The organism is Deltaproteobacteria bacterium (assembly GCA_020845775.1).
GTDB lineage: Bacteria > Bdellovibrionota_C > UBA2361 > SZUA-149 > JADLFC01 > JADLFC01.
Genome location: JADLFC010000150.1, coordinates 1 through 15,397 on the forward strand (window position 1 = coordinate 1; position 15,397 = coordinate 15,397).

A 15,397-nucleotide genomic window follows, 5' to 3' on the forward strand; every position below is an offset into this window, starting at 1 on the left:
CCAAACAAACTAGGTATGGTTAGATCTCGAGAGAATGTGACATAGAAAACGTGCTAATATCGATCGTGAGCGCAACTACTTAAATACTAATGCTATTTATTTGACATGCCAAAAAAGCAAAAAGATGTCCCCTCCGAAAAAAAAAAGGAACGCCGAGATCGTTCAAAAGCTATTTCCGAGGCCGACACATGATGCCACGGTTGAGGATGTAGTTACCATCATGGCAAGCTCCTAGAAAGCCAGGGTCCAAAAGTATTTGCTATGCTTAGAGGGAGCATTTGCCAGCACTTTACTAGAGGGCTAAATTTTGGATTTGTAGGGCTGACGTCGGGAATCGAGCCGCCATTTTGTTTTATATACCAATGTAGAGGTAGCGGCGTCGCGCCCCATTGTGCTTTAAAGTGATAAGTGCCCGAATCTGGCGAACAGCGCCCGAAATCAAAGATTTTGTAGCCGTCTTCGCAGGCAGTTTTAATTACTTGCCAGTAGAGCAGCATATTAGGGGAGAGTTTGTTTGCCATTCTAAGTGAGGATGCCCAAGGGATTTCTACGGCGCGTTGGTGACCGATAGTAATGGCTGCTGCGAGAGGCTTGTTTTCTTGCTTGATGACGATACAGCGAGCTTTGGATCCAAAGAACTTCATAGAATTGTAAAACAACGATTTGGGGTATACCGGTGTGCCTAAGTCGCGCATGTTTTGTGAAAAGACTGAGTAGAAGTCTTCGAGCAAGTCTAATCGATTTGACGAAGTGCTAGTCGACTCTGCATACATTCCAAGTTTTAAGGGTCGGCGAATGCGGTTTCGCAGCTTGGTATCAAAAGCCTGAAAGAGGTCTTCTGGATCTGGACAGAGATTTAAGGTCATCGCTACCTTGTGGCTCTTTTCGTAATAACCGCATGTATCTTTTAGGCAATCATTCGCTCCTCTATGTCGAAGTTCTAAATATTTGGCTCCCAATTCTTTAACTAGCTCTACAGCCTTGTCGCTCAAGGCCAAAAACGCCTCTCTATTAAATGCCAAAATGCCGCCGGCATTTAAGTATGGTAAGGAAATTAGCGCCTTGCCGAAAAGAACGCTCCTAACAAAACTAAGCGGCAATATTCCAACAACTTGGCCGCTGGCACTAGCGGTGGATGTAATAGAGGAAACATCCCTTGCTATTAGATAGTACGGTGCGTGCGAAAATGTTTTTGCAAGGATGCTGCGCCATTCCCAGCAATGTGCGTGATGAACGCTGTCTACCTTGTCAAGAAAGCGGTTCCACTCAGGCTCGTCGTTGTCGGTAGCAATGTCAACCCGGATGGACATCAGTAGAGCACATAAAAAAAGTTACAATTCTAACGATATATGTTCGCTAGCAAACGCCTGTTGCAACACTGAACGAATGGGCGCAAACTCAAAGGTAGTCAACAAATGGCCGATCTTCTTGTTCAAAGTCCTAATTCCCCCGTAATGTCGCACTTTAGTCAAATACGAAACACCCTCAACAACCGGCTGTTCATCATCTAACTCCCAGGGATGAAAGTAGCAGGTAAAGGGCATTTTCTCAACTTGATTAATTCTTTGGAGAAAGTAGCTAATGAATTTAAGCGGAAGGTGTCGCCAATACGCACCGCCTGCCAAGGGAATCCTAAGTGTTCGGTTAAATACTTTGACCTCGGCTGTTGCCAGAGGACAAAGTACTAGCTTGCCCGCAGGAGTGCCTATTATTGTGGGAAAGCGATCTTTATCGAGATTATTGTATCGCGGATGCCAGGTAGGAAAGACGCTAGAATCGTAACGGTAGCCAGCTTCTACTATGATTTCGTGTGCCCATGGATTTTTTTCGGTAATCGAGAAGCTCGGAGCTCTATAGCCAATAACCTCGCGACCACAAATATCCTCTAGCAATTTCTTGCTATGCGTAATATCGTTTCTAAAAGCGGCAGGCGTCTGTTCGTAGGCCAAATAATGTTCATGGCCATGCGAGGCAATTTCATGGCCAGCGTTACTTATAGTTTTTACTATCGCTGGTTTTAGCTCTGCCACTAGTCCAAGTATAAAGAAGCTGCCAATTGTGTTGCTCATCGAAAACAAATCTAGGGTTTTAGATACAGACTCCTCAAGTCTCGAGGTGCACAACGGCCAGTCGCTACGACTTATGTGCGAAGAGAAATTTGTTACGTGGAAGTATTCTTCCACGTCAACTGAGATAGCATTTAACACGTTTTACCTAAACAGCCCTTATTTGTCTTGCCCATGACTTTGTTCTGCAAAAAAAACTCGCTAGAGAGTTTCATAAAGAGATCCATTGCTCCCAGTGGCAACTTTGTTTCACCGGCGCGGATGTTTAAAACCTGGCAAAGAGTGCGATGCTCTCTGCGGCATTCGTCGGCTCATAAGTGCCTTAGACTAGCAGTTTTTGATGTTTTGGCAAAAGAGCTAAGTGCTCGCCAAGGGGCAGAATCGCTTAAATTCTTTGGCAGTGGAAAGGAAAGTCTCTATCGAATATTTAAAAACATTAGAAGACTGAGCGACAAAAAGGTAGTGGCTATAAGTGCTTATACATGCCCAGAGATTGCTGCGGCAGCGGTATGTGCGGGTTTTAAGGTGTTCCCCGTCGATATTTTAGAGGGAACCTTGGATTTGAACGGAGCTTCGGTTTCAGATTCCCAGTGCGGTTCATTTGCAGCAGTAGTGTTGTCCAATCTATATGGAATGGTTGATAAACTAGCGTTGTGGGCGGAGCGCCAAGAGGCGCATGATTTTTTTATAATAGATGACGCATGTCAGTCGTTCTTGAGTAGGGATGGGAGTTTCTATGTCGGCTGTCGTCCAAATACGATTGGCGTCATGAGTTTTGGTCGCGGCAAAGCGTATTCATGTTTAGGTGGTGGGGCGGTTTTCTTTTCGAGAAAGGCTGAGGAGAATGAAGGGCTTAGACAACTTAGGCGTTTAATTGAAGATGAGGAGAGGGTAGTTTGCGGCAGTTTGCGACGAAATGTGACGGAAGTATTAGGGCTAATGTTATCGTTTTCCTATTGGTTATTAGAGCGACCGTCGCTGTATGGCTTAACCGAGTACTTGCCGTATTCGCATTTAGGAGAAACTACTTTTAGCAAAGGAGTAATTTGCCGCGAGATGGCGCTGGTAAGCGCCTTAGCGGCTTTGGCGCAGGACGAGTTTTTAGACGCCATTAAAAGTAACAGAACGACAAATGCCCTATTGTGGGGCAAAGGGATTTCGCAAGCAGCTTATGTCCAGCCGATTCTTAATAGGCATTCGTCTCTTGAGAACGGCGATGTTGTGCCAAATAGATATCCGGTTCTGTGTGCTAGTGCTCAAGTTAGGCAGGAAGTGGTGATGCAGCTATCGAGTGCAGGTTTGGGGGCAAGCTTTTCGTACGACAAGGTGTTAGCGGATTTTGCAGGCCTTAGGCCGCATTTGGTGAGTGAGAAGTGCGACGTTGCGAGGGATGTGGCGCATAGGCTGTTTACTTTGCCAGTGCACGCCTATGTACGGGAATCCGACATAGAGAAGGGCTGTAGAATTATCAATGAGTGTGGGTAAAATGCTTGAGTTAATTTTTGTCTTATCCGTATTTATGGTGTTTTATGCCTATTTTGGCTATCCCTTGCTGCTCTTGTTGTTGGTCAACACTAAGAGAAGGATTTCGTCCGGTGTTTTAGCTTCCTTTAATCCGACTGTTACAATTGTCATTGCAGCTCGCAATGAAGAGCAGGTGATCGCCGAGAAGCTAGAAAATACTTTAGGTCTGTTATGGGGCGAGGGGAAAACGGTTGAGAGCGCGCCTGAGCTGCAAGTGATTGTCGCATCGGATTGTTCTGAGGATAAGACAGATAGTATCGTTAGGTTGCATGCTGCGAGGAAGGTTGAGCTAGTAAGGGCTACTGAGAGGCGTGGCAAGGAGCATGTTCAGGCGCTTGCAGTAGATGCGTCGCGTGGAGACATTTTGGTGTTTACCGATGCTAAGACGACGTTGCGAAGTGATGCGCTTAAGAATTTAGTTAAGTATTTTGCCGACCCAGGAATAGGGGCTATCAGTAGTTTGGATGAGGTGGATTTTGGAGCTGGGATTGGAGAGGGGGCTTATGTTCGCTATGAGATGTGGGTAAGGGAGCTCGAGTCGAGTTTTTATTCTTTAGTGGGCTTAAGTGGGTCGTGTTTTGCAGTTAGGAGAAACTTATGTAGGGATTTTCGCAGGGATATTCCTAGCGATTTTTCCGTATTGCTAAGCGTGGTTAAAAATGGATTTCGCGGCGTGTTGGCCGGTGACGTCCTGTGTTCTTATAAGAGCACTACTAATCCGGCCGAAGAATTTAGAAGAAAGGTGAGGACGATTCTTAGAGGGATGACCACGCTTCATAGTTGTAAAGAGGTCTTAAATGTCTTTGTCTACGGAGCATTTTCTTGGCAAGTATTTAGCCATAAACTCTGTCGCTGGCTAGTTCCGTTCTTTGTGATCCTTGCGGCCTTTTGCCTACTGATTCTTTCGTTTAGTTCAATGTTTTATATGTCTATATTGATGTTTAGCCTTGGAACACTTCTGCTTGCAGCAGGGGGCTATTTTAGCGAACACTTAAGAAAGGAGATGTTTTGTAAGATTCCGTTGTTTTTTATAATTTCCAATTTAGCCATCCTAGTTGCCGCCTGGCACTTTGCTCTTGGCAAGCGATCGATCATGTGGACACCATCACTTCGCATGTTCGCGCTTGCGCTTTTGGCGACGATCTTTCCATAGGGAATCGGTTGAAGACTATAGCCACAACCTTAAATGCTTAGTTTTATTAATGAATGTTCATGGTTATAAAACTCTAGTACTACTTAGTAGGTTTTGCTACTCGTCTTCAAATGCGCCAAAAAAATCCCTTAACCGCGTATTAGCATCAATAATATTGGCACAGCAATGTGATCTCCGGGGATCCTGTCGGTATTGATAATGTACCTGCGGCAATATTGTAGCAACGCGTTTTCGGATTTTTCCGTATGGGTTGGTTTGGCAACGTAAAGATTCGCCACAAGCTAGTCCTATTGGTGATAATACCAATGGTGGGCTTCTTTCATTTTGGCGCAGCTCGAGTTTCAGAGACTAGAGCTACGTCGCAGGAGTCGGCCTCGCTGGTTCATTTGGTTAATTTGTCGATTTACGTAGGCAATCTCGTTCACGAAACGCAACTGGAGCGGGCGATGAGTGTTGGCTACATGACTTCAAGTAGCAACCGTTATAATTTGGCCTTGTCCGAGCAAAGAGGTGTAGTAGACGAAAATCGCTACCTACTAGAAAAGTATTTTTTGAGTATATCTGACGAAATTGTCTCGGAAAAACTAAAAAAGGAATTTCAAAAATCCTTCTCCAATATCCAAGCTCTCGTCAGTATTCGAGCTGTTGTCGACAAGCGGCGTCATCAGGACGAGCAAGTTGTAATAAACTACTTTGGCAATTTAAACACACGACTAGTTGACACTATCCGGTATTTTGCCCAGTATTCTCCTCGCACCAGTCTCAATACCAAGTTAGTGTCCTATAATTCCCTGGTTGTAGGCAAGGAAAGCGCTGCTCAGGAGCGAGCGTTGATTACAGGAGTGCTTTCGCGCAATGCTGTAGGGCTTGAGGAAATTCGAAAGATCGCAGAACTAGAAAATCAGCAGGTGGCGGCATTCGAGCGCCTTAGCCACGGGCTTTCGCCTGACCTGTTTGCCTTGTATCGAAAAATCGAAAGCGACTTCACCTGGGCGAAAGTACAGAAAATTCGAAATGGCATATATCACGGCGAAACACTTCGGCAGATTTACGGAAGGCTTTTGGGAAATCAAGGATACGATGGGCTTGTAGATCACTTTAAAAGCTACATATCCCAGCATGATGAGAAGTCCGCCGAGGCCTTTCAACAATCCTACGAAGGCATTCGCGCAATGCTGGTGACTTTACTCGCAAGCGATGGCTTAAGCCAAAATCAGAAGAGTTCCTTGCGCCTGATTCAGGATGCGATGGACAACTACAAAACCAATGTTGCTAAGGCAAAGAACCTCATTGAATCCGAGCAAGACGTAAAAGGTCTCTACGCCATGCTTGCGGTCGATGATGCCCTAATGACAGATGCCATTAGCAGTCTAGCAAAGGAGCCATTTTCTCGCGCCTCTCAAGATGAGTGGTTCGACGTATCTACGACGCGCATTGACCTGCTTAAGGAACTAGAAACTGACGTCACTAAAGACATTCTTAGCAGTGCCGAGCGATTGATTATTGAGGCTAAAGGCGTCGAGCAAAGGACATTGTCTAGCATAATAATCGGAGCAGCCCTAACTATCATGCTATTGCTTTGGGTTTCATCACTTATAATTCAGCCCATTAAAGCTACCGCGGAGGTGGCAAAGCGAATTGCCGAAGGCGATTTGTCGCGCGATATTTCTATACAGGTGACAAACGACGAAATTGGGCAGTTATCGCGGTCGATTGAGTCGATGGTCGAGTCGCTGAGAACGGCCCGGAATAACGACGAAAAGGAAAGGTGGATTAAAACCGGACAGGCAAAAATATTAGAGACTATGAGAAATGTTCAGGAACTCCCCCTTTTGGCGCGCAATATAATTGGCCAGATGACTACCTATATCGGTGGACAAATAGGGGTGCTCTACTTTGTCGATTCTCCGAAAACTCTCTCCTTTTTAGGAGGCTATGCCTGCAAGCGTCAGGACATGGTTAGAGAGAGATTTCGAATTGGAAGTGGCTTAATTGGACAGGCCGCTCTAACTAATGAAGCGATTGTTCTGGATGACATACCGGAGGACTACTTTCAGATTTTCTCAGGAGCGGGCCAGCGCGCCCCTAGGAATATTGTGATTTTTCCATTATTTACTGATGGTGCCGTTCGCGGCGTACTGGAGATTGGATCCTTAAAGCCAATAAGCGATGAGGCACTCGACTTGTTTAGGCTAGTGTCTGAGCCAATAGCTATGGCGCTCATGGCGTCCCGCAGTCGAAGTGTCTTAGAGCGATCTAACGCGAGACTAGAGGAAAAGACCCTGCGTCTGCAACAATCTGAGGACGAGTTAAAGCGCCAGGGAGAAGAGCTAATGGCCTCCAATGCAGAGCTCGTGAAAAATCAAGAGGTATTAAGCAAACAGAGAGATTTATTGGAAGCCACCAGACTTGAACTAGAGGAGAAGGCTAATGCTTTAGCGAGGGCAAGCAGATACAAGAGCGAATTTTTGGCTAATATGTCGCATGAGCTTAGAACTCCGTTAAATAGCCTTTTGCTGTTATCCTCCCAGCTCGTGCAAAACAAGGATAAGAATCTGACTCCGGGGCAGCTCGAAGATGCGAACATTATTTATCGCGCTGGAAAATCGCTACTCGCCCTCATTAACGATATTTTGGATCTTTCTAAGGTTGAGGCCGGAGTGTTGGCTTTAAATATCACGACTGTAAGAATCGTCGATTGCGCTGCTTACCTGCAGGAATTATTTAGGGGTGTGGCCGAGGAGAAAGGATTAAGTTATTCAGTCGAGGTCGCATCAGATGCGCCCGCCACGATTCAAACCGATGGCAAGCGGCTCGAGCAGATACTAATCAATTTTGTTTCTAACGCCTTCAAGTTTACCGAAAAAGGAACGGTTACCGTGTCCTTCGGCTTACCTGAAGGGGGTAAGTTCTTATTTAATGGAGAAGAGGTGCCAGTAAGTGCGATTGCTATCGCGGTTAGCGATACTGGAATTGGAATTTCAGCGGATAAACAGGATGTAATATTTGAGGCATTCCAGCAAGAAGATGGTTCGATCAGTCGCAGGTATGGCGGAACCGGACTGGGGCTTAGCATTTCGCGCGAACTAGCGGCTCTCTTAGGCGGAGAGGTGAGAGTGAGCAGCATTAAGGGGCGTGGCAGCACGTTTGCGCTCTATTTGCCAGTAGCGGCAAGCGCCATTATTAGTAGTGATAGCAGGTATCTTTCTAGCAATGCGATTTCTAGCGGCGATGACCTACTCGCTGCTGAGCGCAATGTGAGCAGCGGTTTAGCTGTCTCTCGGCAGCATGACAAATGGAAGGAGTTACGAGATAGAAGAGTACTAATCGTCGATAACGATATGCGAAATGCTTTTGTGTTGTCGAGAGAACTAGCCAGGGCTGGCCTAGATGTCAGTATGGCAAGTAGTGGCGAAATGGCGCTTGAAAAATTGGTCAAGGAGAATGTATTCGAGTTGATATTATTAGATACTTCTCTAGCGACGGCTGATGGGCAGGATCTGATGAAGCGCATCCGACAAATACGGGACTACGGTTCCATACCTATTGTAGGAATTAGCCATGAGGCGGCGTTTAACTCCGACAGTGAAGAGATATGTTCGTCGTTTGCAGTTACCTGCATGGCGCCACCGATAATGGTTGATGAGCTGCTAGAGTATTTTAGTGAAGCTCTTAATGCGACGACGGTAGGTTCAATAGCAGATGAGAGCGAAACATGAGAGAGATGACACCTAGAATATTAGTTGTAGATGATACTCCCGAAAATCTGTATGTGATGCGGCGGATATTGGAGCCTCTTGGCGTTCATATTGTTGAGGCAGGTTCCGGGGAGGAGGCTTTGGCACGCCTATTGGAGGATAGGTTTGCGGTTGTCTTGATGGATGTGCAAATGCCCGAGATGGATGGGTTTGAGACGGCTTCTCTCATACTTGATAATCCAAAAACTTCTTGTGTGCCAATAGTATTCGTAACAGCATTAAACACGACCGCTGGGTTTGTTAGTCGGGGATACGAATCTGGGGCAGTTGATTACTTGTTGAAGCCGTTAGATGAAAACATCGTTAGGTCAAAGGTAAGAGTCTTTTTAAAGCTCTTTAGTCAGCAGTTTTCCTTAGAATCTGCCAAGCGCGAGCTGGTTAGATCAAATCGCGAACTTGAGGAGTTTGCGCTAATCGTTTCCCACGATTTAAAAGCGCCGCTACGCCATATTGGCTCGTATATCGACAACGTTTTAGAGGATGAGGGGGACAGTATTGGTGCACAGAGTAAAGAGTATTTAAAAAAGGCGCAGAATTCCTGCTCTAGCCTTTCTCGAATGCTTGACGGTTTGCGAGAATACGCAGTTCTAAATGCCAAACCTCCTGCCTTCGCTACAGTGAAATTAGAAGGAGTATTACAGAGAGTTATTGACGACGTGCGAGAAAATATCAATGAAGCCAACGCTGTGATTAATTTGGATATTAAAAGCGACGTCTATGGGGAGGAGGATCAAATTTATTTGGTGTTTCTCAATCTAATCTCCAATGCCCTAAAATATCGCAAGGAGAGCGTTAGGCCACATATCTCTGTTGTGTCCGAGATATGTCATGATTCGTCTCTGCTGGATATATCAGGCCCACTGTGCAAAATAACCGTTAGCGACAATGGCATAGGGTTTGAGGGGAAGTATGCCGAGAGCATATTTAAGCCGTTTAAGCGCTTGGTATCAAAGAGTCAATTTGACGGAACTGGAATTGGGCTTTCAACTGTTTTTAAAATCATCAAGCGCCATCGCGGTTCTATAGTGGCGAATAGCGCGCCGGGAGAGGGTGCAACCTTTTGCATCGCACTTCCGATTGATTAGTAAGCCCTGATAGGGACGCGTAGTAGAGCAACTCCAATTCTAATTCTGAATAATGCGCAACTTTGCCGGCAACCTTTCCGGATGAGCATGTGCTACCTCGCCAGCAGTTGCCGCCTGCGTAATGTAATCCGTAAGTTGATCTATTACGAATTCGTGAAAAGAAAGTATTGCACGCGCTAAATCGCCAATTGAAATAATTCCCACCACTTCGCCGTTTGAAAGCACCGGGAAATAGCGGATTTGCTGTTGAATCATCAATGCCATACATGCTTCTGCATTGTCCTCTGGCTCTATATACAAAACGCGCGTTGACATAATCTGTGAGACGCTAGTAGTACGAGAGGAACGGTTTTCTAAAATGACCTTTCTTGCGTAATCGCGCTCAGTTATTATTCCTCGGATGCGCCCTTCCTCCATGACTAACAACGCACCAATGTGGTGTTCCGCCATCACCTTTATCGCATTAAAAACGGTATCCTCCGGCGAGATAGTCAGTAAACCAGTTCGCCTCTTGTGTTTTAAAATGTCTAGTATCGTATACATAAAACACGCCTCATGCTTTATTTTTGCCTGATTGTGGCTAATTATTTTCGTCCTTTAACTATTTTAATTATAACACAACATAACAAAAAAGCCCATTAGCCAATGCGATTTGACATTTTGGCTAATGGGCTACGCGGAGTGACAAACCCTTAATCGCTTATCGAAGTTATGCGGACAGAGCCAAATAACACCACTCAGTCAAGAGAAGATTCTACATCCCTTTAGCTGACTAAAAGTCGATATCTACTTGAGCCGTGTACATATCAGCTAAATTATCATTGTTGAAGATATCATAGCCGAAAATAACCGAGGTATTATCAGCGAACTTCCAGGAAAAACCAAAATTAAGCGTTCCATAGGCACTTTCGCTTCCCTGATAGTCGACCGCCACCCATAGTTTGTCAGAGATCTCAGTAACCGTTCTTTCCCAGCACGCTAGCAGGCCGTCATTGTCCTCCTCGCCATCGCCATCGAGAAGAAGATCCGAATCTCCCTGAAAATATCCAACCGAGAAGGTTCCAAGAGAAAAATCGCCAGCAGATATCGTTTTCCCAAGTTTGCCATAAAATACATTAAAATCTGTCTTATCGCTCTTAGTTCCCAGGTCATAGATACCAACCGCTAACTTTGGAAACAACTCTCCAAACGCCCCCTCGGGAACACCCACCTTCGCGTTGAAGTACATTGGATAATTGTCTACACCGGTTCCTGATTTATGGTCAAAGCCAAGCTCCATGTTTAACTTCTCAAAAGGAAGAACACCAACAGTTAGGCCCAAATTCGTTACTGTAGCCGGCCTATTGCCTGCCTCATCGTGTTCAGTGGGAACATAAAAATCGCTCGTAAGATGCCATTTATTGAACGCCTGCACATCAGCCGATGGCGCCCAAATGTGAGTAGAAGGTGTCGCGTGAACTGTTAGTGGAAACAATGCTAACAGACCCGCAACAAGAACAGCTCTCTTTGCCCCTGTCCGTGAAATTTTCTTGCCCATATCTCCTCCATATTTTCTTGGATATAAGTTAATACTTCCGTGGCTTCTAATTTAAGGCCTGCATTAGTTACATGGCCCTATAAAGGCAACCTGTAGCATAAGGCTCGGTCGAATGAAGCGCTAATGTGACTAGTTTTTTATATTATGCAAGAAGCGATGTCCGCAACACCCTATTTTCGATCCTGCCCCTCCCTCTAACAGAGACACGGAGAGTGTCTGTGCGGAATTGAACAAAAATAGGGCGCTCTTCTCTTAAATCTTAAAAAAACAACGCTTGAAGGCAATGCTGAGTCTCTTTTAGGTAAATAGACCCTTTCTTTATTCTTTAAGTACAAAATTCACCAATCGACCGGAAACTACGATCTCTCGGGCAATCTCGTTATTGTGGAGGTAGTGCATAATTTTTGCACTCTCCTTTGCAGCTAGAAGAATATCCTCCTTTGAGCTGTTTACATCCACCTCGATGGTATCCCGCAGCTTGCCGTTAATCTGCAGGGCAATCGTCGCAGTGAGCCGCTTGGCTAGTTCGGGATTGAAAGTAGGCCATGGCTCGTAAGCCAAAGTGCTAGCATGTCCTAGACGTTTCCACAGTTCTTCTGCAATATGAGGCGCAAATGGAGACAGGAGCAATACATAGGTTTCTACTACGAAGAAAGGAATCTCTTTAAGCTTGACTAGGTAGTTTAAAAAAGACATCAACTCCGCAATAGCTGTATGGAAGCGCATGTCTTCTATGTCCTCAGTTACCTTTTGGATAGTGCGGTGAAGCCCTCGATTGACCTCGGAATCGCTAGAGATCACCCCGTTTTGGCAGATGTTTCGTTGAATATCGCACCCATCCTCACTCACGACTAGTCTCCAAACGCGACCAAGGAATTTTCGCATTCCGCTCACGGAGCTTGTATTCCATGGTTTTACCTGCTCTAACGGCCCCATAAACATCTCGTATAATCGGAGCGTATCGGCACCATATTTGTTAATTATCTCGTCGGGATTAACTACGTTGCCGCGGGACTTTGACATCTTTTGATTGTCTTCGCCCAAGATCATGCCCTGGTTTACCAGGCGCTTAAAGGGCTCTTTTGTAGAAACCAAGCCGAGGTCGTATAAGACGTGATGCCAAAACCGAGAATAGAGCAGGTGCAAAACGGCGTGCTCTACGCCTCCCACATAGAGATCGACGGGCATCCAGTAATTTTCAGCCTCCTTGCTCCACGCTGCGGCCTCGTTCTTGGGATCGAGATAGCGAAGATAATACCAACAGCTTCCTGCCCATTGAGGCATTGTATTAGTCTCTCTTTTGGCAGGTTCCCCCGTTCGGGGATCGGTTGTATTTACCCACTGTGGAGCTCTTGCTAGCGGGGGCTCGCCTTCGGCTGTTGGCTTAAAATTCTCAATATCGGGTAACAATATTGGCAATTCCTCAGCGTCTAGGAGCTTCGGGCCGTCTGCAGTATGAATAATGGGGAATGGTTCGCCCCAATATCGCTGACGACTAAACAACCAGTCGCGCAGTTTGTACCGCACCGTACGGGCTCCTAATCGATTCGCCTCAAGCCAAGCGAGCATCTTTTGCTTGGCACTTGCTACGTCTAAGCCATTCAAAAAACCAGAATTAATAAGGATTCCATCGCCCTCAAATGCTTGACTAGACACGTCGCCACCAGAAACCACCTCTATACATTCAAGGCTGAATTTTCTCGCAAACTCCCAATCTCGTTGATCGTGTGCAGGTACCGCCATTATGGCACCAGTGCCATAAGTCATGAGCACGTAGTCAGCCACAAAGATTGGAATTTTTTTGCCGTTTGCCGGGTTAGTAGCGTGAGCGCCAGTAAAGACGCCGGTTTTCTTGGTAGCTTCTTCAAGGCGCAAGCGGTCGCTTTTTTGTTTAGCCTCTTCCACGTACGCAATAACTTTATCTCGCTGTGACTCGCTCGCAATACTAGTAATTATGGGGTGTTCGGGCGAAAGAACCGCATAGGTTGCACCAAACAAAGTGTCTGGACGAGTAGTGAACACCTCAAAACTAATGTCTTCGTTCTCCGCAACTCGAAAACGGATATGCGCTCCCTCGCTACGGCCAATCCAGTTTCGCTGCATGTCTATTACGCCCTGCGGCCAATCGAGATCATCTAGGCCGGCAAGCAAGCTTTCGGCATAGTCGGTAATTTTCAAAACCCATTGGCGCATTGGTTTGCGAATTACGTCATGGCCACCTCGCTCGCTCTTGCCATCTATGATCTCTTCATTGGCAAGCACAGTCCCCAACGCTGGGCACCAATTGACAGGCACGTCGTCCATGTACGCTAGGCCTTTCTTGTAGAGCTGTATAAAGATCCATTGCGTCCAGCGATAATAATCGGGATCGCAAGTTGCGACTTCTCTGTCCCAGTCGTATGAAAATCCCAGTGCTTGAATCTGCCGGCGAAAGTTGTCTATATTTCTTCTAGTGGTGTCTGCCGGATGGGTGCCAGTTTCAATGGCATACTGTTCTGCTGGCAACCCAAACGCATCCCAGCCCATGGGGTGAAGGACATTAAAACCGCGCATCCGCTTGTACCGCGACACGATGTCGGTAGCGGTATATCCCTCTGGGTGTCCTACGTGGAGCCCTGCACTGGAAGGGTAGGGAAACATGTCGAGAATGTAGTATTTAGGCTTGCTTAAATCACAACTCGTAGAAAATGTCTTATTGGTAAGCCAATAAGACTGCCACTTGCCTTCTATCTCTTTTGGGGAATATTCTGAAATAATCTTATTTGTCGGGCTTTTTCCTGCCACTTTTAATATCATCCCGGTTTTTGGTTTTTAATGCAGAACTTTCACTTTTAACTGTTTTTACAGGAACCTTTGAGGGAGTGGATATACCACAAAATTTCGTTTCTGGGTATAAGCTATGCTATAAGTAATCGCGCATTGCGTGGCCAATGGTGGCTGTTGGTTTTAGGCTCTTTTATTTGCGAGATTGGCAAAATGTATAAATTTTTGGTTCTAGTGTTGGTATTATGTGTAGAGGCCTTGGTAAGCTGTGGCTATAGGTTTCAAGGGAGTGGCTCGATTTTACCAGACGATATTCGCACGGTGGCAATAGCTCCCGTAGAAAATGAGACCACTGTTTCTGGTTTAGGGCCAGAACTCGGCGAAGCCTTGCGCTCGGAATTTGAGCGATATGGGGTCGTTACTGTTGTAGAGGACGCGAGTTTAGCGGATGCCGTGCTTGAGGCTAAGGTTCTTTCAGTGGGCACTAGCGTCAAGAACGTGACTGGTTCTACTGATATTGAGTTAGATGCAGAGATAATGTTAACCATAGGCGCGCAGCTTGAACGCCGGAACGGTCAAGTTTTATGGCGCAATAATCGCCTAAGTGCGTCGCAGTCAATTGCTAGCGTTAGCGACGTAGTTGTTACGTCGAGTTCTCAATTTTTAGAGGGTGGTATTGGGGCTGGTTCGCTTGCTTCCCTAGAGGATAGAGAGCTTTCGAGAGGGCAACAGCGCCAAGCTATTTCGGATTTAACAGAAGAAATTAGCCGTAAAGTTTACTTGGAAGCTGTAGCAGAAGATTTTTAACATTGTATCGCGGGTTACGCGCCCATAAAAACCGTTTTACCGTGCATTGTATACAAGCGTTTTGCACTCGTCGCTCATGGGGCCGGGGCTAACACATTTGGCGGTGAATTTTTCGCAAAGCGGTATGTCGTCTCCGAGATGGCAGTAGTAGAGCATGGCATTCATTTGAAGGAGCGAATGGTAGCTATTGCGGCAGTTGGTACTGTCAACGTTTTTAGCACAGTCAGCTTTTACGCGATCGCAAATCTCTGCCTCTGCAAAACTTTTCATTAGCTTCATAATTTCCGGCAGTTTGTTGAGAGAAAGAAAAAGCCTTTCTTTGCGACTAACGTCCTCACATAACTTAACAATGGAGTTTAACCTTGCTTCATCGAGCGGCGTCAACTGACCACCCTGTCTATTAAATGCAATGACAAGAATGGCAACTAAAAGTGCACTTATTAGCGCACCCAGAACGAGCAATGTCATTTTAAGGCCGTGGCTTATAGAATGCGCATTCTCCTGCGAAGTATCGCTGTCATTAGAGGCTGCTTGTTTCTCTTCGGCACCGCTTGCCTTAACACCTTCAGGGGGAACAGGGCCCTTCTCTTCCGCCGCCTTGGTCGATTTGCAGCTCGCACAGGTTCCAAGCTCATTGCCAATATCCGCCCCGCATTTTACGCAAAACATAGAGTAACGCACCCTCTTTTTTTGTTAACAAAAAG

11 protein-coding genes are annotated in these 15,397 nt (G+C 46.0%); 5 read left to right on the plus strand and 6 right to left on the minus strand.

Annotated elements, in window-relative coordinates:
- Positions 1-218: 218 nt before the first annotated feature.
- Both IT291_09840 and IT291_09845 read right to left on the minus strand, forming a co-directional pair.
- Positions 219-1,310, minus strand: coding sequence for a FemAB family PEP-CTERM system-associated protein (locus IT291_09840; GenBank protein ID MCC6221527.1), 1,092 nt, complete (start codon positions 1,308-1,310; stop codon positions 219-221).
- Between the two features lie 21 nt (positions 1,311-1,331).
- Positions 1,332-2,207, minus strand: coding sequence for a DUF3473 domain-containing protein (locus IT291_09845; protein ID MCC6221528.1), 876 nt, complete (start codon positions 2,205-2,207; stop codon positions 1,332-1,334).
- Between the two features lie 141 nt (positions 2,208-2,348).
- Between IT291_09845 and IT291_09850 the strand changes: the two genes are divergently transcribed.
- The 4 genes from IT291_09850 (at position 2,349) to IT291_09865 (ending at position 9,586) form a co-directional block, all read left to right on the plus strand.
- Positions 2,349-3,551, plus strand: coding sequence for a DegT/DnrJ/EryC1/StrS family aminotransferase (locus IT291_09850; GenBank protein ID MCC6221529.1), 1,203 nt, complete (start codon positions 2,349-2,351; stop codon positions 3,549-3,551).
- A gap of 1 nt (position 3,552) precedes the next feature.
- Positions 3,553-4,743 (plus strand): glycosyltransferase family 2 protein, encoded by a 1,191-nt coding sequence (locus IT291_09855; GenBank protein MCC6221530.1) that lies wholly within the window; start codon positions 3,553-3,555, stop codon positions 4,741-4,743.
- 245 nt (positions 4,744-4,988) lie between these two features.
- On the plus strand, positions 4,989-8,462 hold the full coding sequence (locus IT291_09860; protein MCC6221531.1) for a nitrate- and nitrite sensing domain-containing protein: 3,474 nt from the start codon (positions 4,989-4,991) through the stop codon (positions 8,460-8,462).
- A complete protein-coding gene (locus IT291_09865; protein ID MCC6221532.1) occupies positions 8,459-9,586 on the plus strand; it encodes a response regulator in 1,128 nt (375 codons plus the stop codon). The genes IT291_09860 and IT291_09865 overlap by 4 nt, the downstream gene beginning before the upstream one ends.
- Positions 9,587-9,625: 39 nt before the next feature.
- Here the strand turns inward: IT291_09865 and IT291_09870 are convergent, their stop codons facing one another.
- From IT291_09870 to IT291_09880, 3 genes are all read right to left on the minus strand, one after another.
- Positions 9,626-10,129, minus strand: a complete 504-nt coding sequence (locus tag IT291_09870; GenBank protein ID MCC6221533.1) for a CBS domain-containing protein — start codon at positions 10,127-10,129, stop codon at positions 9,626-9,628.
- A 229-nt stretch (positions 10,130-10,358) separates the two neighbouring features.
- Entirely contained in the window at positions 10,359-11,123 is a 765-nt protein-coding gene (locus IT291_09875; protein ID MCC6221534.1) for a hypothetical protein, read from the minus strand.
- A 318-nt stretch (positions 11,124-11,441) separates the two neighbouring features.
- A complete protein-coding gene (locus IT291_09880; GenBank protein ID MCC6221535.1) occupies positions 11,442-13,919 on the minus strand; it encodes a leucine--tRNA ligase in 2,478 nt (825 codons plus the stop codon).
- A gap of 180 nt (positions 13,920-14,099) precedes the next feature.
- On the opposite strand from IT291_09880, the gene IT291_09885 reads away from it, so the two are divergent.
- Positions 14,100-14,693 (plus strand): hypothetical protein, encoded by a 594-nt coding sequence (locus IT291_09885; GenBank protein ID MCC6221536.1) that lies wholly within the window; start codon positions 14,100-14,102, stop codon positions 14,691-14,693.
- Positions 14,694-14,729: 36 nt separating this feature from the next.
- On the opposite strand, the gene IT291_09890 is transcribed toward IT291_09885, so the two are convergent.
- The gene (locus IT291_09890; GenBank protein MCC6221537.1) at positions 14,730-15,362 is read right to left on the minus strand and encodes a hypothetical protein; all 633 of its coding nucleotides are present in this window, start codon (positions 15,360-15,362) and stop codon (positions 14,730-14,732) included.
- Between the last annotated feature and the right edge of the window lie 35 nt (positions 15,363-15,397).